The sequence below is a fragment of the Rubrivirga sp. genome (assembly GCF_965213695.1).
Classification (GTDB): Bacteria; Bacteroidota; Rhodothermia; order Rhodothermales; family Rubricoccaceae; genus Rubrivirga.
Genome location: NZ_OZ243912.1, coordinates 1,959,879 through 1,984,089 on the forward strand (window position 1 = coordinate 1,959,879; position 24,211 = coordinate 1,984,089).

Sequence of the window (24,211 nt, forward strand, 5' to 3'; positions counted from 1 at the left end):
GCACGACCCTCAGAAGCTGTTGGCGTACTATCGGACGCGAGCGCAAGAGCGCCAGCAACGGGAGCAAAAGGCACCCCCGAAGCTGTAGGAGCCGGGGAGATAGGTAACAGTTTAGACCGGGCACATCGGTAACACTTTCGGCTCAAGCTACGGCGGCCTGAAGCTTGAAGTCGCGCTCGTCGAGCCGCGCCAGCAGCACGTCGTAGAAGTAGACCGACCACACCCCGTCGTCTACCTCCTCGAAGGCGATCCACTCGTGCCCGAGCGCTTGGCTGATGAAGAGCTGCTGCCGCTTCCACTTGTAGGTGCCACACTTCGAGACCCACCGTACCTCGAAGTGCGCCGGATACTCCGGCTCCGATAGCGTCTCGGGCAGTGCCCGCTCGGAGCGGCGGTAGTGCGAAGCCGGGGTGTCGCCGCCGAGTGCCTCGTGGGGGCGCTCTTCGTTGAACTCCGCGCGGAAGCCGTCGAAGCGATCCTGTTGCTGCTCCCGATTCCGCTCGGGCGGGCGCGTCGTCTCTGCCTTGAGGTCCCTGTGCATCCGCTCGTGTCGACCATTCTGCTGCGGGCGGCCCGGCTCGATGCGGTGGTGCGTGATGCCCAGTTTGATCCACCACACCGAGAGCCGGGAGAGGCCGCAGAGCGCCTGTGTAGCGAAGGGGACCCCGTTATCGGTGCGGATCGCAGATGGGAGGCCGTAGGTGTGGAAGAGCCGCTCGAACTGCGCCTTCGCCCCGTCCTGCTTGACCGACGGCAGGCCCGTGCAGCCGAGCACGTAGCGCGAGTGCGCGTCGGCCACCGTCAGGGGGTAGCAGTAGAGGCCGTCGAGCGTCTTGAACTCGCCCTTGAAGTCGGCGCTCCAGACCTCGTTCGGAGCGGTGGTAGTCAGCGGCACCGCCCCCGGATGCCGCGCCGTGCGCCGCCGTCGGCGTGGCTCGACCAGACCATGGCGCTTGAGGATGGTCCCGACCGTCGAGGGCATCGGCAGCACGAGGGCGGGGTGACGCGGGGCGAGGTAGTCGAGGAGCTTGCGTGGCCCCCACCGTGGGTGCGCCTCCCGGCAGGCGACGAGGAGAGCCTCCACCTCCGGCGGGGTCTGGTGGGGGCACGTCTTCGGGGCGCGGTTCTGATCAGCAAGGCCGTCGAGGCCGCCCTCCTCGAAGCGGCCGAGCCACTTGTAGCCGGTCTTGCGGCTGACGTTGAAGCGAGCGCAGAGCTCGGTCATGGAGTAGAGGCCCTGCTGATGGGCGAGGACGAAGCGGGCGCGTTCGGTCATGGGGCAGGTCTTTATCCAGGGCATAGCGCATCGGGGCTGGTGATGGACTATGCCGGTGAACGGATCTGTTACCCATGTTGCCGGTCAGAAGTGTTACCCATGTACCCGGTCCGTACACCAAAGCGGGCTAACCCGCCGCTGCACGTCGACGCAGGACCTCCCGCAAGCGCTGTGCTCGCCGGGGTGGCCCGGCCCCGACGTTGGGGGTCCGCGCGGTCCGCGGCGACTTGGACACGGCTCGGCCCGGAGGTACGTTGCCGCACTGCGTCAAAGCGAATCCCATGACAGACTACCTCATCGTCGGCGGCGGGTCGGCCGGGTGCGTGCTCGCGGCCCGGCTGAGCGAGGACCCGGACGTCTCGGTCCTCCTCTTGGAAGCCGGCGACCGCGACGTCCGCCCCGAGATCCACATCCCGGCCGCGTTCTCGAAGCTGTTCCAGTCCGAGGCCGACTGGAACTACCACACCGTCCCCCAGCCCGGCGCGGGCGACCGCGAGCTGTACTGGCCGCGCGGCAAGGTGCTCGGCGGGTCGTCGTCGATCAACGCGATGATCTACGTCCGCGGTCACCCCGCCGACTTCGACGGGTGGGCCGCCGACGGGTGCGACGGTTGGGGGTTCGCGGACGTCCTGCCAACCTTCAAGCGGAGCGAGGACAACGTGCGCGGCGCGTCCGCCTACCACGGGGTCGGCGGGCCGCTCCGGGTCGAGGACCCGAAGGACCCGAGCCCGGTGAGCCTGGCGTTCCTCGACGCGGCCGAGGCCGTCGGGCACGCGCGCAACCCGGACTTCAACGGGGCCGAGCAAGCCGGCGCCGGGCTCTACCAGCTCACCCAGAAGCGGGGCCGCCGGGTGTCGGCCGCGACGGCGTTCCTGAAGCCGGCCTCGCGCCGGCCCAACCTGACCGTGCGGACCGGCGCCCACGTCCGCCGGGTCGTGGTCGAGAGCGGGCGGGCCGTCGGCGTCGAGGTGGCGGTCGACGGACGGGTTGAGCGGATCTCGGCCGAGCGCGAGGTGATCGTGTGCGGCGGCGCCGTCAACTCGCCCCAGCTGCTGATGCTGTCCGGGATCGGCCCCGCCGACGAGCTGGGGGCGTTGGGGATCGACGTCGTGCTCGACCGGCCCGCCGTGGGCGACAACCTCCACGACCACCTGATCGTCGGCCTCCACTACGCGCTGACCGAGCCCGTCTCGCTCATCAACTCGGAGGGGCTGGCGAGCGTCTTGCGCTACCTCGTCAGCCGGCGCGGGATGCTGGCGTCGAACATCGCTGAGGCCGGCCTGTTCGCGGACTCGACGGTCGGCGGCGGCGTGCCGGACCTCCAGTTCCACGTGGCCCCCGTCCTTTTTTCCGGCCACGGCCTGACGCCGCCGACCGACCACGGCTTCTCGCTCGGCCCGACGTTGGTTCGCCCGCTGAGCCGGGGCCGCTTGCGGCTCCAGAGCGCCGACCCGGAGGCCCACCCTCTTATCGACCCGAACGCGCTCGCCGAGCCGGCCGACGTCGACGTCTTGGTGGCCGGGCTCCGGCTGGCGCGCGAGATCGCCGAGGCCGGTCCGCTCGACCGGTTCCGCGGCGACCCGATCTCACCCGGCCCCGCGTCGTTCTCCGACAGGGATCTGGCCGCGCACGTCCGCCAGACGTGCGAGACGCTGTACCACCCCGTCGGCACGTGCCGGATGGGGGCGGACGAGGACTCCGTCGTCGACCCCGCGCTCCGCGTCCGCGGCGTCGAGGGCCTGCGCGTCGTCGACGCCTCCGTCATGCCGACGATCACCAACGGCAACACGAACGCGCCGACGCTGATGATCGCCGAGCGCGCCGCCGACCTGATCCGGGCGGCGGTGCCGGTGTCGACGGGGTGAGGGTGGAAGAGCGGGAGGAGGGTATCGGAGCGTGCTCTTGCCGTACGCCCACACCCCCGTACTCCTCGCCCTTCACCCCCCGACGTGCTGGCGGAGGACGTGCTCGATGCCCTCGACGAGCTGGTCCCAGTCGGCGGCGGGGTGCTTGGTGACCGTCACGAACTGGGGCACGATGAGCAGCGTCTCGACGCCACGGATGGCGAACAGGTCGCGGCCGAGGTCGTGGTCGTCGGCCTCCCGGGCCGAGTGGAAGGCGAACAGGCCCCCGTCGATGACGGAGGCGCCCTCGACCTCGAACTTGAGGCTGTCGGGGTTGGGGGTCGGGCGAGAAGAGATCGTCATGGGGGAGTGGCAACCTGGGGCGGGGGTGCCGTGTACGCCCCGTCCCTCTCCGTGCTCCGCCCCCTCTCGATGGCCCGTCCGCCTTTGCCGGCCGTCCCGCCGCCCGCCGTGCCGCCGCCGTCCGTCCCGCTCCCCGCGGACCCGCCGCCGGCAGGGCCTCCGGGCCCCCCGCCCGTCGGGGCGGTCCCGCGCGCCGTGCCGCCCGTCGCGCCGCCGTCCACGCTGCCGGCCCGGATCGAGGAGCCCTCGCCGACGCTCGGGGCCGCGTCGCCCCTGCTCGGCGGCGCGCCCGTGGTGGCCCCGGAGTCGCGGATGCTGCCGCCGCACCAGACCAAGCTGGACCGGGTGACCGGCCACCTCGCCGCGCTCTCGGCCGACCTGAGGGAGTGGACCGAGCTCCGGATCGACCTGGTCAAGCGCCAGATCGAGGGGATTCAGGCCCAGATCGAGCGGTTCCAGCACTACGCCAACGCCGCCGGCTTCTTCGTGCCGGCCGCGCTCCTGGCCCTGACCGCCGTCTTGTTCCTGTTCGTCACGATCGCCCTCGGGATCGGGGCCCTGCTCGGCAGCGTCGCGTGGGGCTTCTTCGTCACGACGGTCCTGCTCCTCGTCGGCGCGGCCGTGCTGGGCTGGCTCGGGCTCCGGAGTGTCCGCCGGGCGCAGGAGCGCGCGGCCGAAGCCCGCCGGCGAGAGCGCGACACCCAGAGCCGCGACCGCGAGAAGATCCAGAGCGACCAAGAAGAGTCCGTCCGCAACGCCGCCGCCTGACCCATGCCCACACCCGGCCCGCTGTCCCCCACCAAGGCCCTCGAGTCCGGCCCCGACTCGCTCCCCAGCGCGATCGTCCCGGACTCGGACCTCGCCAAGCTCCACCTCACGGCCGACCAAGTCCGCCAGCGGCTGATCGCGCGTGAGCGCGACATCCAGTACCACATCGACGCGCTCAAGCACGAGGCGATGACGGTGTTCGACGACGTCAACATCGACGGGCGCCCGCTCCCGGACCGGATCCGGGAGAAGCCCGAGCTGTTCGTGGCCGGGGCCGCTGGGGCGGGCGCGTTCGTCGGGATGCTGCTCGGGCTCTGGGCCCGGGCCAAGCGACGGCCCGACCCCGAGGACACCGTCGGGTTCGTCCGCGCGCGGCTCGACGTGGCGCTCGAGGAGGCGGCCCACCGGGTCGCGCGGGGGGAGGACACGGAGGCCGCGCTGCGCCGCTCGATGGAACCGATGCCGGTGGCCTACGGCGACACCGGCGCGGGCGCCGAGCGGGAACGGTCGTCGTCGCGGCAGGCGTTCGACATCGCGTTGCAGACGGCGGTCGGGTTCGGCGTCAAGGCGGCGATGGACGTCGTCGTCCGCCGGTACACGGGCCACGACGGGACGATCGACGCGCTCGCCGACTGACGCCGGCGGGCCCTCGCGCGAGGGCCCCCGTATCTTCGGCGCTCCCTCCACGCCTCCCGATGCGAATCGCTCTCTTCGGCCCTCCGGGGGCCGGCAAGGGGACGCAGGCCAAGCGCCTCGCCCAGGCCCACGGCCTCACCCACCTCTCGACCGGCGACCTGTTCCGTACGGCCATCCGCGAGCGGACGCCGCTCGGGACGCGCGTGAGCGAGCTCCTGGAGGCCGGCGAGCTGGTCTCGGACGACGTCACGAACGGGATCGTCGCCGACCGCCTGGAGACGCTGGCGCACGGCGACTTCGTGCTCGACGGCTACCCGCGGACCGTCCCCCAGGCCGAGTGGATCCTGGCCCACCTCGCCGACGCGGGCGCCCCGCTCGACGCCGTCGTGAGCCTGCGCGTGCCGGACGAGGCCGTCGTCCAGCGGCTGTCGCGGCGGCGGACGGACCCCGAGACCGGCGCCATCTACCACCTCGACTTTAACCCGCCCCCGGCCGACCTCGACGCCGACGCGCTGGTCCACCGGCCCGACGACGAGCCGGACGCGATCCGCCACCGGCTCGAGGTGTACCACCAGGAGACGGCGCCGGTCGAGGCGTTCCTCCGCGAACACGTTCGCTACTTCGAGGTCGACGGGACGGGGACGCTCGACGAGGTCCAAGGCCGGATCTCGGGCGTGTTGGCCAAGGACCGCGGCCTGGCCGGGATCTGAGGTGGCCGTCACGCTCGACCCCCCCCTCGCGGCCGTCGCCGCCGAGGTCGACGCCGCCCTCGCCGCGCTCGACCTGCCCGCCGAGCCGGCCGGGCTGTACGCGCCCGTCCGCTACGTGCTGGACGGCGGCGGCAAGCGGGTCCGCCCGGCGCTCGTGCTGCTGGCGGCCCAGGCGTTCGGGGGCGAGGCCGCCCGGGCCGCGGCGCTGCCGGCCGCGCTCGGCGTCGAGGTGTTCCACAACTTCACGCTCGTCCACGACGACATCATGGACCGCGCGGCGACCCGGCGCGGCCGGCCGACGGTCCACCGCCGGTGGGACACGCCGACGGCGATCCTGGCCGGCGACCTGATGATGGGCCTGGCGGCCCGGATGGTCGTCGGCGACGGGGACGGCGCGGGGGAGCGGGCGGAGGCCCACTACCGGACCGTCGCCCGGCTGTGCGAGGGGCAGACGCTCGACGTGGCCTTCGAGGCGCGCGACGACGTGACGGCCGACGAGTACCTCGCGATGATCGACCGGAAGACGGGCGCGCTCTTGGAGCACGCGCTCGAGCTCGGCGCCCTCCTCGGCGGTGCCTCGCGAGCCGCCGTCTCGTCGCTCCGCCAGGCGGGCGTGGCGCTCGGCCGCGCGTTCCAGATCCAGGACGACCTCCTCGACGTGACGGCCGACGCCCAGGCCCTCGGCAAGCCCATCGGCGGCGACCTGGTCGAGGGCAAGCGGACGTTCCTGGTGCTCACGGCCCGGCCCCGCGCCCGAGCGGCCGACCGCGACTGGCTCGCGGCCGTGCTCGACGGCGGCCTCGACCCCGACGACGTGCCCCGCGTCCGCAACCGGCTCGACGCCCTGGGCGTCCTCGACACGGCGGCCCAGGCCGTCGGCCACTTTACCGAAGCGGGCCGGGCCGGGCTCGCCTCACTCCCGCCCGGCCCCGCCGGCGACGCCCTGCGCGCGCTCGCCCTCGGCCTCGCCACCCGCACGTCCTAAGCCATGATCACACGCGAGGTAACGGTCCGCAACAAAGCCGGCGTCCACACGCGCCCGGCGTCGATGATCGTCCGCGAGGCGTCGCGGTTCGAGTCCGAGTTCTTTATCCGGAAGGACGGCTACGAGATCAACGGCAAGAGCATCATCGGCGTGATGACGCTGGCGGCCGAGCAGGGCGCCACGCTCGACCTGCTGTTCGAGGGCCCCGACGAGGCCGAGGCCGCCGACGCGCTCGAGGCCTTGTTCGAGCGCGGGTTCGGCGAGGCCATCTAATCCGGGCACGCGGTACGGGCGGCCTTCCGAGGTCGTCTCCGCCCCAGGCCGCCCGGCACCCCGCACCCTGTACCCCGTACCCATGACCCCAGAGCCCCCCGACACGAACGGAGCCGCCGGCCCCCCCGAGATCCGGGTCGAGGGGATCGGCGTGGCCCCCGGCGTGGCCGTCGGGCCGGCGTACCTGTTCGCGGCGGGCGCGTACCAGGCCGAGCCCGAGGAGCTCGACGCGGCCGACGTCGAGGCCGAGCTGGACCGGTTCGAGCGGGCCGTCCGCCGGAGCGAGCGCGAGCTGCGCAAGATCGTGGTCGTGGCGCGGGAGAAGCTGGGCGAGGGGTCGGCTGGGATCTTCGACGCCCAGGGCCTCATCCTCCGCGACCGCCAGTTCTACGACGCCGTCGTCCAGCGCGTCCGCGAGCAGGCGACGGGCGCGGGGTGGGCCGTCCAGTCGGTGTTGGCCGAGCACCGGCGGCGGCTCGAGGCGAGCCCGAACGCGGCGCTGCGGGAGCGGGCCGCCGACTTCCTCGACGTCCAGAACCGGGTCCTGCGCAACCTCCAGCAGGGCCGGGCGGTCTCGCGCATCGACCCCCACAAGGTGGTCGTGGCCGAGAACCTGACGGCGGCCGACGTGCTCCTGTTCAGCCGGCGCGGCGTGCTCGGCGTCGTCCTCGACTTCGGGGGCCCGACGAGCCACGTCTCGATCATGGCCCGGGCGCTCGGCGTGCCGGCCGTGGTCAGCTTGCACGGGCTCGCCGAGCACGTCCACGCCGACGACGTGGTGGTGGTCGACGGGTTCTCGGGGACCGTCATCGTCAACCCCGAGCCCGAGACGCTGGCGGCGGCTGAGGCCAAGGCCGCCCGGTTCGCCGGGCTCACGGCCGACCGCGACGCGATCCTGGCCGCGCCGTCGGAGACCAAGGACGGCCACCCGGTCGCGCTCCAGGCCAACGTCGAGTTCCGGGAGGAATTCCCGCTGCTCCACGAGTTTGGGGCCCAGGGCGTCGGCCTGTTCCGGACCGAGATGCTGTTCCTGACCCAGGGCCGCGCGCTCGACGAGGAGCAGCAGTACGCGGTCTACCGCGATGCCGTCGTGGCGGCGGCCCCGGACCCGGTCACGTTCCGGCTCCTCGACCTCGGCGGCGACAAGGTGCTGCCGATGGCCCGACGCGAGGCCAACCCGTTCCTGGGCTGGCGCGGGCTGCGGATCCTGCTCGACAAGCCGGACTTGCTGCGGCCCCAGCTCCGCGCCGTCCTCCGCGCCGCCGCCGCCGCGCCCGACGCCGAGCCGTCCAAGATCTTGTTGCCGATGGTCTCGGGCATCGACGAGGTCCGCCAGTTCCGGCGGACGCTCCGGTCGGTCTGCGCCGAGCTCGAGGCCGAGGGCGCCGAGTTCCGCGCCGACGTCCCGCTCGGCATCATGGTCGAGGTCCCGTCGGTCGCGCTCCAGGCCGACCTGTTCGCCCGCAACGTCGACTTCTTCTCGATCGGGACGAATGACCTGACCCAGTTCACCCTCGCCGTCGACCGCGGCAACGACCTGGTGGCCGGGCTCTACCGCGAGCTCCACCCGGCCGTGCTCGGGCTCATCGACCGGACGGTCCGCGCCGCCGAGGCCGCCGGCATCCCGGTGTCCGTCTGCGGCGAGGTGGCCGCCGACCCGCGCGTGACGCCGCTCTTGGTGGGCCTGGGCGTCCGGACGCTGAGCGCGTCGCCGGCCTATCTCACGCTCGTCAAGCGCGTCCTGCGCGCGTTCACGCTCGACGAGGCCCAGGACCTGGCCCGCCGCGCGCTCCGCCAGCCCGACGCCGACGCCGTCCGCCGCCTGCTCGAAACGTTCCTCGCCTGCCACAACCGCGACCTCGCCGAGCTCTTGGGCCTCGACGAGCCCGACGGCGGCCTCGCCCGCCGCATCGCCGACCGGATGGCGGCCGACCCCGCCGACTGAATGCGTGGAGCGTAGGGCGTCCTCCCCGTCCTCCGCTCGTCCCGCTCACTCCTTCGGGCTGAGGGGCTTCTCTGATCGTGTCCAAACAACACTCCGTCCTTCCCGCGTACGCGGGAATCCATACGGGCCTCGTGTTCGGCGAGCATCCGCTTATGGATCCCCGCGTGCGCGGGGATGACGGCTGCTTGGATGGGCAACCCGGGTCCCCCCCCGAGACAGGTCCGACCCTCCATCCCTCGCTTCCCCCACCGCCGCTCCTCCCCATGCCCGACCTGTACGACCCGTCCCTCGATCCCGGCGACATGCGCGCCGCCGTCCGCGCATTCCCCGACCACCTCGCGGAGGGCTGGCGCCGTGGCGAGTCCGTCGACGGGGTCGGCCTCGACGCGGGCTCGCTCGACGGGATCGTCCTGTGCGGGATGGGCGGGTCGGCCATCGGCGGCGACCTCGTCCGCGGCATCGTCGAGCCGACGGCGCCGCTGCCGTTCGTCGTCAACCGGGGGTACACGTTGCCCGGGTGGGTAGGGGAGCGGACGCTCGTCGTCGCGTCGAGCTACTCGGGCGGGACGGAGGAGACGCTGAGCGCGTTCGCCGACGCGAAAGAGCGGGGCGCCCGGCGGCTCGCCATCACGTCGGGGGGCCGCCTCGCCGAGATCGCCCAGTCCGACGGGCTCGACGTCGTAACCATCCCCGGCGGGTTGCAGCCGCGCGCGGCGCTGGGCTACTCGCTCGGCGTCGTCTTGCGGTTGGCTCGCACGTTGGGCCTGGCAACGCTGTCGGACGCCGAGTTCGAGTCCGCGCTCTCCGCCGCCCGCGACCGCGCCGAGCGCCACGACCGAGACGCCGACGGCAACCCGGCCCGCGACCTCGCGGCGTCGTTCGAGGACGCGCTGCCGGTCGTCTATACGGGCGTCGGGCTGCTGGAGCCGGTCGGGATGCGGTGGCGGACCCAGATGCACGAGAACGCGAAGCACCCGGCGGTCGGCAACGTGCTGCCGGAGCTGGACCACAACGAGATCATGGGGTTCGAGTCCGGCCCGCCCGCGCTGCTGGACCGGATGCACGTCGTGGCCCTGCGCGACGCCGACGACCACACCCAGGTCGCCAAGCGGTTCGACGCCACGCGCGACCTGGTGGCCGACGGAATTGCCGGGTGGACCGAGCTTCGGTCTGAGGGCGACTCCCGGCTGGCGCGGGCGCTCTCGCTCGTCCAGCTCGGCGACGCGGCCAGCTTCTGGCTCGCCGTCCGCAAAGGCGTCGACCCGACGCCGGTCGAGACGATCCAGGCGCTCAAGAAGACGCTGGCGTGAGCGGGCTCCGGGCCCTCAGCGTTGGAGCCCCCGAACGGCCTTGCTGCCCGGCGCCGATCCGAGCTAGCGTGGCCGGCCCGACCTGACACGCGACCCATGCGCCGACTCCTGCTCCTCGCCCTCCTCGTTTCGGCTCCCGCCGTCGCCCAGCCGGTCGCCGACGCAGCGTGCTCGTACGCCGACTGCGCGCTCCGCATCGAGCGGGGGTACTTCAGCACGCAGATCGTCCGCGGCTCCGTCGAGGCGCCCGAGACCGTCAGCCGGCTGTCGCTGTTCGGGGGGACGCTCGCGGACGCCGTCGCCGGCTCGCCGCTCGCGCTCGACCACGCCGAGCAGTCGCGGGCCGACCTCCGCGGCGGGTTCCTGATGGGGCTCGCAGGCGTCGCTCTCTACGTTGCTGCCATCGTCCCGAACGACGAACTGTCTGACGGGGTGCGGACAGGGTTCCTGACAAGCGGGATCGGGCTCTCCATCGGCTCGGGGGTGCTGCTCGCACGGGGGCAGCGGGGCCAGGCCCGGGCCGTCTGGGAGTACAACCGGACGTTCGCCGAGTGACGCCGGGCACGATGGGGGAGGGCCGGGGGGTTCTGCCCTTGCACCGGGCGGCGTTCGTGCCTAGCGTCCCCGAGCCGCGCGCGCGGCACCGATCTCCATGACGCACCGACTCCAGGGCGGACTCCGGCTCTCTCTCGTGGCGCTGGCCCTCGTCGGGCTGGCGGCGTCGGCGCACGCCCAGGGGTTCGGGCGGAATAAGATCCAGTACGAGGGGTTCGACTGGCACGTGCTCGAGACCGAGCACTTCGACGTCTACTACTACCCCGAGGCCGAGGACCTGGCCGCCATCGGGGCCCAGACGGCCGAGGACTGGTACACCGTGCTCGAGACGCGCTTCGACCTGTCGCTGACGCACCGCGTCCCGCTCGTCTTCTACGCGACGAACCTCCACTTTAAGCAGACCAACATCACGCCGGGGTTCATCCCCGACGGCGTCGGCGGGTTCTTCGAGTTCCTCAAGGGCCGCGTCGTGATCCCGGCCGACGGCGACCTCCACCGGTTCCAGCGCGTCATCCGCCACGAGCTGGTCCACGTGTTCACGTTCAACAAGCTGTCGCGCGTGCTGAGGGACCACCGCCGGCCGACCGACCAGTTCCTGCCGCTGTGGTTCACCGAGGGGATCGCCGAGTACTGGAGCGGCGAGCCCGACTTCCAGCACGAGATGATCCTGCGCGACGCCGTCGCCTCGAACTTTTTCGTGCCGCTCCACGACATGGACCGCATCGCCGGGTCGTACGTGATGTACAAGGAGGGCGAGGCGTTCTGCCGGTTCGTGGCCGAGACCTACGGCGAGGAGCGGCTGCTGGACCTGATCGAGGAGGCGTGGCGGGATACGGACTTCGGGCGCGTGATGGAGGTCGTGCTGGGGGAGGAGGGCGAGACGATCTCGGACCGGTGGGAGGCGTGGGTCCGCGCCCAGTACACGCCAAAGCTGGTCGACGTCGACGTCGCGTCGCTGACGACCCAGCCCGTCGGCGCGCGCGGGTTCAACGCGAAGCCGGTCGCCTGGACGCGGCCCGACGGCACGCGCGAGGTCCTGTTCTACTCGAACCGCGGGAGCTACTCGGCCGTGCTCGCCCAGCCCGTCGACGACGAACTAAAGCCAGCCGGCGAGCCCCGGGCGGTGCTCGAGGCCGGGCGGTCGCTCGACTTCGAGGCGTTCCACCTGTTCGAGAGCCGGCTCGACGTGAGCGACGACGGCGTCCTGGCCGTCGTCTCGAAGCGCGGCGCGACCGACGTGATCCACCTCTACGACCTGGTGGCCGACCGCCGGATCGTCATGCTCGGGTTCGACGAGCTGGTCGCCCTCTACTCGCCGACGGTCTCGGAGGGCGGGCGCGTGCTCGTGTTCGCGGGGATCGACCGGGGCGGCCAGGCCGACCTCTACCTCTACGACCGCGACGCGGGCGCGCTCCGCCAGCTCACGAACGACGCCTACACCGACAGCGCGCCCGACCTCAGCCCGGACGGGCGGACCGTCGTGTTCGCCTCCGACCGGACGGCGTGGGGCGCCGACGGCGCCACGAACTTGTTCACGCTCGACCTCGACTCGGGCGCCATCCGCCACGTCACCGCCGGTCCGCAGGTGGACTTGTCGCCGCGGTGGTCGCCCGACGGCCGGCGCTTGGCCTTCGCCAGCGCCCGCCGCGAGGCCGACGGCAAGTTCAGCGCCCAGGATCTCTGGGTCGCCGAGCTGAATCCGACGCCCGCGCTGGCAGGGGGCATCGTCGTGCCCGGGGGCGCCGAAGCCGTGGCCGACAGCGTCGCGGCGCCGCCGCCCGTCCGGCTCCGCCAGCTGACGCGGTTCGCGAGCGCCGCCTTCGACCCGTACTGGGTCGGCGACGGCGCCCTCGTGTTCGCCGCGTTCGAGGACTTCCGGTTCACCGTCCGCGCGCTCGACGTCGACTCGCTCGCGGCCGACCCCGAGCTCGTCGTCGACGCGGGCGCGGCGCCGGTGGCCCAGCCGTGGGCCCACGCCCGCTACGACGTCGAGGGCGAGCCGGGCGAGCCGTACGTCACGCGCTACCAGCTCGACATCGCCCAGGGCGGCTTCGCCACCACGACGACGGCCAGCGCCCAGGCCGGCGGCGCGACGGTCGCGTTCTCGGACATGCTGGGCAACGACCGGATCTACGTCACGGCGTACTCGGCCAACTCGCTCCAGGGCGGCCGGTCGTTCTTGGACGGGCTGAATGTGGCCGTCACTCGGCTCCACCTCGGCCGCCGCGCCAACGTCGGCTACGGGGCCTTCCGGCTGGCCGGCCCGCGCTACGACCGGACGGACCCGGCCCAGGCCTCGCGCATCCCGTCGTACGAGCAGCGCGTCGGCGTGCTGGGGCTGGTGAGCTACCCCCTGTCGTTCTTCCGCCGGATCGACGTCGAGACGTCGTTCGCCATCGGTGAGAAGACCGGCCTGCTGCGGTCGGCCGACCGCACGGCGTCGTTCGACACGTTGCGGACGGCGTCGCTGGCGAACGCGGTCACGCTCGTCGAGGACCACGCGCTCTACGGCCCGTGGGGGCCGGTCCAGGGCTTCCGCGGCAACCTCAGCGTCGGCTACACGACCGACCTGTGGCTGTCGAACGAGAGCTACTACTCGGTCACGGCCGACCTCCGGAACTACCTCCGGATCAGCGACCAGGTGACGTTCGCGTCGTGGGGGCTCGTCCGCGCGAACGTGGGCCGGCGGGCGCGGCTGAACCTCTTGGGTGGGTCGTGGTCGCTCCGCGGGTTCCCGTTCCTCCGCGTGCGCGGGTCGAAGCTGTGGTTCACGTCGCACGAGCTCCGGTTCCCGCTGGCGCGTCGCCCGCCGCTGTTCCCCGTCATCGCCGGCTTGCGCGGGGCGCTCTTCGCCGACGCGGCCCACAACTGGACCGACGGCTACAACGACGTCTTCCTCGACCCGGACTACTCGCTCCTCGGCCCAGGCGAGGACCTGTTGGTCGGGACGACCAAGGGGTCGTTCGGGGCCGGCATCCGGGCCAACTTGCTCGGGGCCGTCGTGCTCCGGTACGACGTCGGGTACCGGTTCAACGACGGGTTCGACTGGTCCGAGAAGCGGCCGTTCAGCCAGTTCTTCTTCGGCTACGACTTCTGATGCGGCGCCTGCTCCTGCTCGGGCTCGCGCTGGCGGGCTGCTCGTCGATCCAGCTCGGCGCCCCGCTCGGGGCTCCGACGGCCGAGGCGCCCTCGTTCCCGCTCGGCCTGCTGTGGGAGCGCGACGCCGACGGCGCGTTCGGCCCGTCGGCCGCGCGCGTGACCGACCGCTACGTCGTCGTGGGGACGCGGAACGGGGAGGTCGTCGTGATCGACCGTGAGACGGGCCGCGTCGAGGGCACGGGCGAGTTCGGCGACAGCGTCGAGGGGCAGCTCGCGACGTCGCCCGACGGCGAGACGCTCTACGTGCCGACGGCCGAGCGCCGGGGCGGCGTCGAGGCCTACGACGTCCGGCGTGGGCGCCGGCAGTGGCGCTGGCGCGGCGGGGCCGTCCAGGCCGGCGTGGCGCGCGTCGAGGAGACCGTCGTCGTGGGGACGCTCGACGGCCGCGTGCTCGGGCTCGACGTGGCGACGGGCGACGAGCGGTGGGAGCGGCCGGCCACCGACAACGCCCAGATCCACGCGGCGCCCCAGCCCCTCGGCGCCGACGTGGTCGTGGCCGACGACGCCGGCCGGGTCGTCCGCCTCGACGCGGCGACGGGCGCCGAGCGGTGGGCGGTCGGTGTCGGCGGGCCGGTCTACGCCGCTCCGGCCGTCGCGGGCGACGCCGTCTACGTCTCGACCACGCGCGGCGGCGTCACGCGCTTGGACGCGGCGACCGGCGCCGTCGTCTGGCAGACGCAGGACGACGACCCGCTCCGGGTGACGACGGTGGCCCCCGGGCCCAGCCTGGCGGTCGGGTTCAGCGACGGGTCCGTCCGCGCGCTCGACCCGGCGACGGGCGCCGAGCGCTGGCGCGTCGTCGGCGACGGCAACGTGACCGGCGAGCCGGCCTGGGTCGGCGACCGCGTCGTGTTCGGGACGCTCGACAAGCGCCTGGTCGTGGTCGACGGGGCAACGGGCCGGGAGGAGTGGTCGACCGAGCTCCGGGGCCGCGTCAAGAGCGCCCTCGCCGTCGGCGGCGGGCTCCTCGTGGTGCTCGTCGAGCCGCGCCACGTCGTCGCGTTCCACACGGCGCCATGATCCGGCTCGCGTTTCTGCTCCTGCTCGCCGGGCCCGCCGTCGCCCAGACCGCCCACGTCCGCGTCGAGGCCCCCGCGGGTGAGGTCGTGGTCGACGGCGTGCGGGCGGGCGCGGCCGGCGAGTGGATCGGCGTCGAGGCCGGGACGCGCGAGGTCGTGCTGCTCGACGACGCCCAGGCGTGGGACCCGCGCCGGGCGTCGGCCACGGTGACCGTCGCGGCCGGCGACTCGGCCACCGTCGCGCTCTCGCTCCCGACGCGGCTGCGCGTCGAGACGTTGCCGATCCGGGCGCTCGTCGTCCGCGAGCGGAACGGCGTCCGCGACACGCTGGGGACCGCCCCGCTGACGGTCGAGACCGACGGGCCGGCCGTGCTGATCGCGGCGCTCGACGGCTACCAGGAGGTCCGCCAGTCGGTCGGCGCCGGCGCCGAGTCCGTCACGCTCGTCCTCCCCCTCCGCGCCGACGCCGTCCCCGAGACCGCGCTCTTGCCGACCGAGCGGTCCACGCTGGGCCGGACGCTCATCGACGTGGGCATCGGCGCCGCGGCGCTGGCGGCCGGGGCCGTCGCGGTCCACTACAAGTTCCGGGCCGACAGCGCCGACGACCGCTACCGGGCCGAGGGCTCGGCCGACTTCGGGAACGAGGTCGTCCGGCAGGAGGCCCTGCGGCTCGACCGGTACTCGGCCGTTGCCTTGGGCGCGATGCAGGTCGGGATCGGTGCGTTGGCGCTCCGGTTCGTGCTGCGGTAGGGCAGGAGGGGAGGTCGGCGGTGGGGCCGCCTGCGCGCGCGTCCGGGCTCCGCCGCACTCCCTGCGAACCGGGAACGCCGGGCGGGGGCGTCGGTAGCTTCGGGCCATCCCCCTCGACCCATGCTCAAAGAGACGCTCGCCCGAGACCTGAAGGACGCCATGCGTCAGAAGGACAAGGTCCGCCTGACCGCGATCCGGATGCTCCAGTCCGCCATCACGGAGAAGGAGAAGTCCGGCGACGGCCCGGCGACGGACGACGAGCTGGTCGCCATCGTCGCCAAGCAGGCCAAGCAGCGGCGCGACTCGATCGCCCAGTTCCAGGAGGCCGGCCGCGACGACCTCGCCGAGCGCGAGGCGGCCGAGCTGGGCTACATCGAGGCCTACCTCCCGGCCCAGGCGACCGACGAGGACATCCACCGGGTCGTCCACGCCATCGTCCAGCGGACCGGGGCCACGACCATGAAGGACATGGGCCGCGTGATGGGCGAGGCCATGACCGAGCTCCGCGGCGTCGCCGAGGGCTCGCGCGTCCAGGCCGTGGTGAAGGAGCTGCTCGGCGCCGGGTGACGGGCCTCGACATGGTCCTGGGGGCGGTGCTAGCCGTCGGCCTGTGGCGCGGGCTGCGGACGGGCGCGCTGATGCAGGTCGTCGGGACGGTGGGCTGGGTGCTCGGGTTCGTTGCCGCAACCGCGCTGATGGCGCCGGTCGGCGAGGGGGTGGCCGCGAGCCTGGGCGTGAGCCCGCGGACGGCGCCGGTCCTGGGCTTCATCGTCGTGTTCGGCGCCGTGCTGGCGGCGCTGACGACGGCGGCCCACGTCGTGCGAAAAACGTTGGAGGCGATCAAGCTGGGCGCGCTCGACACGGCGGCCGGCGGCGCGCTCGGCGCGCTCCGGGCAGCGTTTGGCCTCAGCGTCTTCCTGCTGGCCACGTCGTTCGCCCCGATCCCCGGCGCCGGCCCCCTCCTGGTGGACGCCGAGGACCGCCAGGCGTCCGTCCTCTACGACCCCATCGAGGCGCTGGCGCCCGAGGTCTGGTCCGTCGTCCGCACAGTCACGCCGGGCTTGCAGGCCGCGCTCGTCGACAAGTTCCACACGTGGCAGGAGGGGCGGCCGGAGTCGGTGACGGGCGAGGAGCCGCTGGAGTAGCTCGCTCCGCTCGCGGGAAGTGGGAGCGGGGAAAGGGGAAATGGCAGAGGGTTGGCTTGCGTCTCCGAGACCTGGCCGGCACCTTCCCCAGTCCCCAGTCCCCAGTCCCCAGTCCCCAGTCCCCAGTCCCCAGTCCCCAGTCCCCAGTCCCCAGTCCCCACTGACACAAGGCCGACGCCGGCCGGCGCTAGCTTGGCCGCCGGTCGTGCAATCGAATGATCCCCCTCCGGCTCCGGCTCACCAACTTCCTGTCGTACGGCGAGGCCGCCCCGGTCCTCGACCTGGAGGGGATCCACGTGGCGTGCCTCTCGGGCGGCAACGGCCAGGGCAAGAGCGCGCTGCTCGACGCCATGACGTGGGCCGTCTGGGGCGAGGCCCGCAAGTCGGGCGAGGCCCGCAAGCCCGACGAGGAGCTGCTCCGGGTCGGGACGCGGGCGATGGAGGTCGACTTCTCGTTCCGCGTCGGCGACGTCGAGCTCCGGGTCGTGCGGAGCTACACCCAGTCGGCGAGCGGGAAGACGTCGAAGCCCGGGCTCGAGCTCCAGGTCCGCGACGGCGACGGGTGGCAGGCGCTGACGGCCGAGTCGGTCCGGGCCACGCAGGCAGCCATCGACGAGCGCGTCGGGATCGACTACGAGACGTTCATCAACTCGACGTTTTTGCTCCAGGGCCGGAGCGACGAGTTCACCAAGAAGAAGCCCGGCGAGCGGAAGGAGATCCTGGGCAAGATCCTGGCGCTCGGCCGCTACGAGGCGATGGCGGGCCGGGCCGGCCAGCGGTGGTCGCGCCTGCGCGAGCGGGCGACGGCGCTCGAGGCCGAGGGCGAGCGGTTGGACGCCGCGCTCGAACCCGTCGGCGAGTGGGAGGCCGAGCGCGAGGCGGTGGCCCAAGCGGTGGCCGAGGCCCGGGCCGAGGTCGACCGGGCCGCCGCGACCGTCGCCCGGGCCGCCGCCCGGATCAGCGCGCTCGACGCCGCCGCGCGCGAGGCCGAGGCGCTCGCCGCCGCCCTCGCGGATCTCGCGGCCCGCCTCGCCGCCCTCGACCGGGACGACGCGGCCGTCGGCGCCAAGATCGAGGCGGCCGACGCGCTCTTGGCCCGCGCCGACGCCATCGAGGCCGAGCACTCCCGCTACGAGTCGCTCCGCCAGCAGCGGGCCGCCCTTGACGAGAAGGCCGCCTTGTTCCGAGGCATCGACGGCCAGCGGCACACGTTGCGCCTGGAGCTCCAGCAGCGGACGGCCGAGGCCCGCGCCGAGATCGTCTCCTCTGAGGCGGCGCTCACGACCCTCGATCGCCAGATCGAGTCGGACGAGGTGGCCGTCGCGAGTCAGGCCGAGGCCGAGGCGGCGCACGCACGCGCCGTCGCCGCCGCGGCCGATCTGGCTCGCCACGAGGCGGCAGCGGCCGAGCGGACCCGGATCGACCACCGCGTCGAGACCATCGACAAAACGCTCGCGGCCGACAAGGGCGCGCTCGAAGGCAAGTGGGCCCAGGTCGTCGAGGAGGGCAAGCGGCTGGCGGCCGAGGTCAAGGGGGCCGAGGCCGTAGACACGGACGCGCTCGACGCGGCGGTCCGGGCAGGCACGGCGGCGGCCGAGCGGCGCGAGGCGCTGCAGGCCGAGGGGACCGAGGCGTCGCGGGCCGTCGGCGCCCTCGACGGCCGGCTCCAGTCGCTCCTTTCCGACCGTGCCCGCGTCGAGACGCGCCGCCAGAAGCTCGCGGCGTCCGACGACGAGACGTGCCCGACGTGCGGGACCGACCTCACCGAGGCCCACCGTGCCGAGGTGCTGGCCGTCACCGACGCCGAGCTCGCCGAGATCGCCGAGGCGACGCGGGAGACGACCGCCGAGCGCCAAGCGGCCGTCGCTCGGCGCGACGCGCTCCGGGCCGAGTTCGTCCGCTTGGGCAAAGCCGTCGAGGCCGGCGGGGAGGCCGCTCGGGCGCTCGCCGCCGCTCGGGACCGGGCCGAGCGCGTCGCGGCGGGGGAGGCCCGGCTGACGGAGCTCCGCACCGAGGCCCGCCGCTTGCGCCGCCAGATCGACGACGAGGCGTTCAGCCCCGAGGCCCGCGCCGAGCGGACGACGCTGGCGGACGCCCGCGCCGAGATCGCCTACGACGCCGAGGCCCACGCCCAGGCCCGCGCCGACGCCGCGCTCCGCGACCACTGGGCCGGCGTCCTGCGGACGCTCGCCGTGGCCGGGGAGCGCCTGGCCGGCGCCCGCGCCGACCGCACCCGGCGGGCGTCCGCCCTCGTCGAGCGCCGGGCGGCCCTCGACCGCGGCGACCACAACGCCGACGGCCTTCGGCGGATGGCCACGCTCGACGCCCAGGTCGCCGCGCTCGGCTTCGACCCGGCCGAGCACGAGCGCGTCGGCAAGGCCCTCGACGCGCTCGCCGACGCGCCCCGCCGGCTCGCCGAGCTCCTCGACGCGCGCCGCCAGCGGGCCGAGCTGGGCGAGCGCCGCGCGGCCCTGGCCGCCGACCGACGCGCCCTCGTCGCCGACCGCGAGTCCCGGCAGGCCGCCCTCGACGCGCTCCAAGAAAAGCTCGCCGACCGCGTCGTGGCCGACCAGGAGCGCGCCCAGGCCGAGGCCGCGCGCCAGGACGCGGCCGGCCGCCTGGCCCAGGCCCAGGGCCGGCTGGGAGCGCTTACCGAGCGGCTCGACCGGGCCGCGCGCGACCGCCAGCGCCGGACCGAGCTCCGCGCCGAGCTCCGCGACGTCAAGCGCGAGCGGGCCCTCTACGGCCACCTCCGCCGCGCGTTCGGCAAGAACGGGATCCCGTCGCTCATCATCGAGGAGACGCTGCCCGAGATCGAAGCCCGCGCCAACGCGCTGCTCGACCGCCTCAGCCGGGGGCGGACGCGCGTCGCGCTCGAAACGCTCAAGGACAAGAAGACGGGCGGCGGGACGAAGGAGACGCTCGACATCCGGATCACCGACGACCAGGGCGTGGCCCGGTCCTACGAGACGTACTCCGGCGGCGAGGCCTTCCGCGTCAACTTCGCCCTGCGGATCGCGCTCAGCCAGATGCTCGCCGAGCGGTCCGGCACCCAGATCCGCACGCTCGTCATCGACGAGGGGTTCGGAACGCAAGATGCCGAGGGGTTGCAGCGGTTGATCGGAGCCATCCGCGCCATCCAGGACGACTTCGAGACGATCCTGGTCATTACCCACCTCGACGAGCTCAAAGACGCCTTCCCGATCCGGATCGAGGTGCGCAAGGAGCCGGTCACGGGCTCGACGTTCGACGTGATCGGGGCGTAGTCGAGGAGTGGGGGGTGTGGGAGGAGGGGGCGGTGGCCACGGTTACGCTCCTGCTACGTCCGGTTGATCTGTCTCCGTTCGTCGCTGTGGGAGTGCGGAGGGCGAGGGTGTGGGAGTGAACTCCCCCTCCCACACTCATGTCACGTCTTGGTTTGTGCTCCACTCCCCAGCTGAGTGATCCCCGCCTTCGCGGGGATGACTCAAAAACGTTAGACGGGATCGCGGAGAAAGCCGTGCACTCTCCTACGAGGTCCCCTCTCCCCGAGGGAGAGGGACAGGGTGAGGGGGAAATCGGGAGGAGCACTCATGCACAGCGAACTCTCCGACTCCGTATTAGGGCGTGTGGACAATCACCCAGATCGGCTCTCACGGGCCAGATCCCGCCCTCACCGCGTCGCACTCGTCGTCCGGGGCTACGGCCCCGGACTCCTCGCGCTCCTTGCGAGGCCGAAATCGTGACCTCGTGCGAGCCTGACCCCGCGAATGTCCCCACGCCCTAGAGAGCAGGTATCACACACCCCTCCCGCATCCGTCACTCCGGCGCCGTCGCTCGCGCCAGCGCGGGCCCGATCCCGCGGCGGCGGACCACGACCACGCCGGCCACGATGAGCGCGCCGCCGGCCACCTGGAGCAGCGTCACCGTCTCCCCGCGCAGGACGACGCCCGCGACCACGCCCACGACGGGGACCAGGTTCGAGAACGCCGCCGTCCGCGACGCGCCGACCTGCAACACGGACTCGTTCCAGATGGCGTAGGCCAGGCCCGTCGAGAGCCCGCCCGAGAACAGGATCGCGCCGACCTCGACCGGGCCGAACGCCGGCCACTCGACGGTCGGCAGCTCGGGCGCGGCCAGCAGGAACAGTCCCGGCGCCGAGACGACGATCCCCCAGAACGTGAGCCCCAGCGCTTGACCTGCTGGTGCAACGACACAGCAGGTCTGGCGGGTGCCTCCCTCATCCCGTGCCCTACGACCCGTGTCCCACCAAAGCTTTTTGAAGGGTGACAGCCGCTCTTTGAGTCGTCCGGCAACGGAGTGATCCGACCCCGCCCTCGATGTTCGAGTATGGCACGGCGGCCTCCGCGAAGGGGTTCGCGTCCGACCTTGTGACAAGCTCTCGCCACCACTCGACGTAGGCCCTGTTCCCCACGTTCAGCAGGGCCTCGTAGGACCGGACGTCGGTGCCGGCCGAGACGGACGGGACGATCACGGCCTCGAAGGTCTTCCCGTCGAACTGTGCGTCGCCGAAGGGGGCAAGGGAGAAGGTTGCGCGGTTGCCGGACCCTTGGATCGCTGTCCAGAACGACTCGTCCCGAATCGACGGGTTGTCCGTCTCGAAGACCACGCCCAGCGTGTCGCCCGTGGCGGTCAGCGCTTCGAGGGTCAAGACGTAGTTGTCGCCGCGTCCAGCGGGGTCGGAGAAGCGGACGGAGAGACCCCCCCCCGGTGCGCCCTCGACTCGGAGCCCCTCGACCGGCGACGGGACCGTACAGGCTGATCGTACAGAAGGGAGTCCAGGAGCCGAGACGCCGAGAACGTAGCTCTCGCCCGCCGAAGGGCTGCCGCCGCCGACATAACCCCCACGGGTCCCGTGCACGAACGTGGTCGTCTGACCCGCGGGACCCGAAGCGACGACGGTCGCGTCGCTCACCCACGTCGAGTCGAGGGGCTCGTTAAGCCCGACCGTCCGCTCGACCTGTACGGACCACCCCTCGCCCGCGGTCCACTCGGCGTCTACCGCGAGCACGGGGACGGCGTCGTCGGGGTCCGGTGTGATGAGGGTCTCGCACCCGCCAGCCACGACCAGCGCGAGCACGGACGCAAGGGCCTGCCTAGAAAGCCCGTTGGTAGCTGACATGGGGGAGAATTGGAAAGAGGCTCGTCGATTTGATTTGGCGGACGTAATCGGTCTCGCCCGGGACCGTGGCGACCTCGGCCACCGTGAGGCTGAGCGCGAACGGGTTCTGTCGGTTGTAGACGTTGTACGCCCCGACGGACAGAGTCCCGCGGCCGATGTCGCGGGCATACGACACGTCGAGGCGGTGGTAGGTGGGGAACCGTCCGCCATTTCGGGGGCCGTACTGGAACTGGTCGGCGCTGAGGTACCTCCCAATGGGGAACGTGGCGGCGAGCCCAGTCGCGGCCACCCAGGTGGCGCCGAATCGCTGGTGGGCGCTCAGTGCGTAGGACAGGGTTACGTTCGCGTTGTGGGTCCGGTCGTATCGGTACGGGAACGGCCGGCCCGCCTCGATCTCGGGGAACGAACGCATAGACCGGGAGAGCGAGTAGGTCGCCCATCCCTCCAGCCGGCCCACCGTCCGCCGCGCCGAGATCTCAACACCGTAAGCGGTCCCGCCGCCCGTGGTCACCGCCTCTTCCCACGCGGCCCCGGAGGGAAGCGATCCGCCCGGGTTCCGGTACTCTACGAGCCCGTCCATCTCGCGCGCGTACGCCCCGACGGTGACCTCGCCCCCCGGCCGTCGCCAAAGGACACCGACGGAATACTGGGTGCCGGAAGCCGGGGGAAGGCTGGCCGTGGCCGGGACCCAGAGGTCCGTGGGGAGACCGATCCCGGCGTTCGAGAGGAGGTGGAGCGGCTGCCAGTGCCGCTCCACGGACGACGTGACCGTCCACGACCCGCCGAGCGGGGCCGTGATCCGGAGCCTGGGCTGCGGCCCCAGGAAGACGACCCCGTCGACGCCGTGCACGTCGAGCCGGAGACCGACCGCGACGCGGACGGACCGGGCCAGGCGGACCTCGTCCTCGACGTAGACCGAGGACGTCACGGTCTCCGCACGCGCGTCGGCCTCGGCGAACAACGGGGCGCCGACTCCCCGCGATTCCCGGATGAGCCGGACTGGCTGGTACGACTTGAACGAGACCCCGCCTCCGAACCCGACGGAGTGGTCCGGGTGCGGCGCCCATTCCGCGTCTGCCCGAACGGACCAGTCGGTCAGGCCTGACCCCTGCTCGAACCGGTACAGCCGGTCATCGTCGCCGAACGACGCCGTCCGGACGCGGGCGACATCGAACCCGTACCTGCTGTACGCGGCGACCGCGCTGGCGAACATCCGGGGTCCGAACCGCCGGGTCGCCCGTACTGTCCCCGTCAGGTTCCCCCAGGCGAGATCGTCTTGATCGGTTTCCTCATCCTCCCCAAAGGCCTCCCGGGCACGCCCGTAAAGGTGGTCCCGGCCCGCGTACGCGCTCGCGAACAGGCGCGTCTGCGAATCCAAGTCGTACGACGCCTTTGCCGTCCCGTCCCAGAATGCGTACCCGGCCGAAGCGCGGTACCCTTCCTCGTCACGGTCGAGGAAGAGCCGCGTGAAGAGGTCAGCGTACGTCCGGCGCCCCGCGACCAGGAACGCCCCGCGGCCCCCGGCGAGCGGTCCCTCAATCGTCGCCCGCGAGGCGAGCACCCCGACCGAGCCCACGCCACCCACCCGGTCCCGTCGGCCGTCTCGGGTGACCACCTCGAGCACTGACCCCAGCCGCCCGCCCTCCTTCGCCGAGAGCCCATTCGTCGCGAGCCGGACGCTCTGGACTACGTCGGGGTTGAAAATGGAGACGGCACCGAAAAGGTGGGCCGCGTTGTAGACCGTCGCGCCGTCGAGGAGGAGAAGCGTCTGATCCGGTGACCCGCCCCTCACGTGGAGCCCCGTCGTTCCCTCCGCCCCCTGCGCCACGCCTGGGAGCAACTGGACGACCTTCATGACGTCCGCCTCCCCGAGGAGGGCCGGGACCCGGCTCACCTCCCGGGCCGAGAGTCGGATGCCGTCGGACGCGGCGTCCGAACGGGCCGCCTCGATGGCGACTCCCCCGAGGGAGTCGACGCCCGGGACAAGCCGGACGACGATGGGTGCGGGGTCAGACGAGGCGACGGTCAAAGAGCCGGGGACATAGCCGAGATACCGTATGGAAAGCGCGAGGGAGTCGACCCCAGCCGGGAGACCGAGCGAGAAGTGGCCGTAGGCGTTTGTCGTGGTCCCTACCCCTAGCGCCGGAGCGTACACCGACGCGCCGGGCAGAACCTCCGACGTGACCGCGTCGACGACCGACCCGCCGACGGCCGACGGCTGTGCGACCGCCGCGGCCGACGCGCAGACGAGCGCGACGCTCGCAAGCGTCCGGTGGCACCGAGCCTTCAAGCTCGGTGGGGGGGGCGCGCGATGGGGGTCGACCATAGAGTGATGGGTTCACGGAGCGACG

20 protein-coding genes are annotated in these 24,211 nt (G+C 72.8%); 15 read left to right on the forward strand and 5 right to left on the reverse strand.

The annotated features are described in order from the left end of the window. Nucleotides 1–142: 142 nt before the first annotated feature. Nucleotides 143–1,300: an IS481 family transposase gene (locus ACOOHE_RS08610; protein ID WP_420454410.1), complete on the reverse strand. Its 1,158-nt coding sequence runs from the start codon at nt 1,298–1,300 to the stop codon at nt 143–145. A gap of 257 nt (nt 1,301–1,557) precedes the next feature. Here ACOOHE_RS08610 and ACOOHE_RS08615 point away from each other — a divergent pair, with 257 nt between their 5' ends. Continuing rightward, nucleotides 1,558–3,141 (forward strand): GMC family oxidoreductase, encoded by a 1,584-nt coding sequence (locus tag ACOOHE_RS08615; protein ID WP_420457394.1) that lies wholly within the window; start codon nt 1,558–1,560, stop codon nt 3,139–3,141. A 72-nt stretch (nt 3,142–3,213) separates the two neighbouring features. Here the strand turns inward: ACOOHE_RS08615 and ACOOHE_RS08620 are convergent, their stop codons facing one another. Next, nucleotides 3,214–3,483, reverse strand: coding sequence for a NifU N-terminal domain-containing protein (locus ACOOHE_RS08620; RefSeq protein WP_420457395.1), 270 nt, complete (start codon nt 3,481–3,483; stop codon nt 3,214–3,216). Between the two features lie 69 nt (nt 3,484–3,552). Here ACOOHE_RS08620 and ACOOHE_RS08625 point away from each other — a divergent pair, with 69 nt between their 5' ends. The 14 genes from ACOOHE_RS08625 (at nt 3,553) to ACOOHE_RS08690 (ending at nt 20,004) form a co-directional block, all read left to right on the forward strand. Next, nucleotides 3,553–4,251, forward strand: a complete 699-nt coding sequence (locus ACOOHE_RS08625; protein ID WP_420457396.1) for a LysE family transporter — start codon at nt 3,553–3,555, stop codon at nt 4,249–4,251. A 3-nt stretch (nt 4,252–4,254) separates the two neighbouring features. Then, nucleotides 4,255–4,887: a hypothetical protein gene (locus ACOOHE_RS08630; protein ID WP_420457397.1), complete on the forward strand. Its 633-nt coding sequence runs from the start codon at nt 4,255–4,257 to the stop codon at nt 4,885–4,887. 59 nt (nt 4,888–4,946) lie between these two features. Then, nucleotides 4,947–5,597: an adenylate kinase gene (locus ACOOHE_RS08635; protein ID WP_420457398.1), complete on the forward strand. Its 651-nt coding sequence runs from the start codon at nt 4,947–4,949 to the stop codon at nt 5,595–5,597. A gap of 1 nt (nt 5,598) precedes the next feature. After that, nucleotides 5,599–6,582: a polyprenyl synthetase family protein gene (locus ACOOHE_RS08640; protein WP_420457399.1), complete on the forward strand. Its 984-nt coding sequence runs from the start codon at nt 5,599–5,601 to the stop codon at nt 6,580–6,582. A gap of 3 nt (nt 6,583–6,585) precedes the next feature. Next, the gene (locus tag ACOOHE_RS08645) at nt 6,586–6,855 is read left to right on the forward strand and encodes an HPr family phosphocarrier protein (RefSeq protein WP_420457400.1); all 270 of its coding nucleotides are present in this window, start codon (nt 6,586–6,588) and stop codon (nt 6,853–6,855) included. 82 nt (nt 6,856–6,937) lie between these two features. Next, nucleotides 6,938–8,800 (forward strand): phosphoenolpyruvate--protein phosphotransferase, encoded by a 1,863-nt coding sequence (gene ptsP, locus ACOOHE_RS08650; RefSeq protein WP_420457401.1) that lies wholly within the window; start codon nt 6,938–6,940, stop codon nt 8,798–8,800. 263 nt (nt 8,801–9,063) lie between these two features. Beyond that, nucleotides 9,064–10,110 carry a bifunctional phosphoglucose/phosphomannose isomerase gene (locus ACOOHE_RS08655; protein WP_420457402.1) on the forward strand — a complete coding sequence of 349 codons (1,047 nt, stop codon included), beginning with the start codon at nt 9,064–9,066 and terminating at the stop codon, nt 10,108–10,110. Nucleotides 10,111–10,206: 96 nt separating this feature from the next. Continuing rightward, complete coding sequence (locus tag ACOOHE_RS08660) at nt 10,207–10,665, forward strand: hypothetical protein (RefSeq protein ID WP_420457403.1); 459 nt, start codon at nt 10,207–10,209, stop codon at nt 10,663–10,665. A 97-nt stretch (nt 10,666–10,762) separates the two neighbouring features. Further along, nucleotides 10,763–13,762: a BamA/TamA family outer membrane protein gene (locus tag ACOOHE_RS08665; protein ID WP_420457404.1), complete on the forward strand. Its 3,000-nt coding sequence runs from the start codon at nt 10,763–10,765 to the stop codon at nt 13,760–13,762. Then, on the forward strand, nt 13,762–14,844 hold the full coding sequence (locus tag ACOOHE_RS08670) for a PQQ-binding-like beta-propeller repeat protein (RefSeq protein ID WP_420457405.1): 1,083 nt from the start codon (nt 13,762–13,764) through the stop codon (nt 14,842–14,844). The genes ACOOHE_RS08665 and ACOOHE_RS08670 overlap by 1 nt, the downstream gene beginning before the upstream one ends. Further along, nucleotides 14,841–15,593 (forward strand): hypothetical protein, encoded by a 753-nt coding sequence (locus ACOOHE_RS08675; RefSeq protein ID WP_420457406.1) that lies wholly within the window; start codon nt 14,841–14,843, stop codon nt 15,591–15,593. Before ACOOHE_RS08670 ends, ACOOHE_RS08675 begins: the two co-directional genes overlap by 4 nt. A gap of 120 nt (nt 15,594–15,713) precedes the next feature. Beyond that, nucleotides 15,714–16,160 carry a GatB/YqeY domain-containing protein gene (locus tag ACOOHE_RS08680; RefSeq protein WP_420457407.1) on the forward strand — a complete coding sequence of 149 codons (447 nt, stop codon included), beginning with the start codon at nt 15,714–15,716 and terminating at the stop codon, nt 16,158–16,160. Continuing rightward, nucleotides 16,157–16,738, forward strand: a complete 582-nt coding sequence (locus ACOOHE_RS08685; protein ID WP_420457408.1) for a CvpA family protein — start codon at nt 16,157–16,159, stop codon at nt 16,736–16,738. The genes ACOOHE_RS08680 and ACOOHE_RS08685 overlap by 4 nt, the downstream gene beginning before the upstream one ends. Before the next feature lie 215 nt (nt 16,739–16,953). Next, the gene (locus tag ACOOHE_RS08690; protein ID WP_420457409.1) at nt 16,954–20,004 is read left to right on the forward strand and encodes an AAA family ATPase; all 3,051 of its coding nucleotides are present in this window, start codon (nt 16,954–16,956) and stop codon (nt 20,002–20,004) included. A 532-nt stretch (nt 20,005–20,536) separates the two neighbouring features. Here the strand turns inward: ACOOHE_RS08690 and ACOOHE_RS08695 are convergent. Genes ACOOHE_RS08695 through ACOOHE_RS08705 form a run of 3 tightly spaced genes read right to left on the reverse strand, consistent with a single transcriptional unit; the run spans nt 20,537 to nt 24,186 of the window. Further along, nucleotides 20,537–21,010 carry an EamA family transporter gene (locus ACOOHE_RS08695; RefSeq protein WP_420457610.1) on the reverse strand — a complete coding sequence of 158 codons (474 nt, stop codon included), beginning with the start codon at nt 21,008–21,010 and terminating at the stop codon, nt 20,537–20,539. Next, nucleotides 20,970–21,818, reverse strand: a complete 849-nt coding sequence (locus ACOOHE_RS08700; RefSeq protein WP_420457410.1) for a DUF4249 family protein — start codon at nt 21,816–21,818, stop codon at nt 20,970–20,972. Before ACOOHE_RS08700 ends, ACOOHE_RS08695 begins: the two co-directional genes overlap by 41 nt. 16 nt (nt 21,819–21,834) lie before the next feature. Beyond that, complete coding sequence (locus tag ACOOHE_RS08705; protein ID WP_420457411.1) at nt 21,835–24,186, reverse strand: TonB-dependent receptor; 2,352 nt, start codon at nt 24,184–24,186, stop codon at nt 21,835–21,837. Between the last annotated feature and the right edge of the window lie 25 nt (nt 24,187–24,211).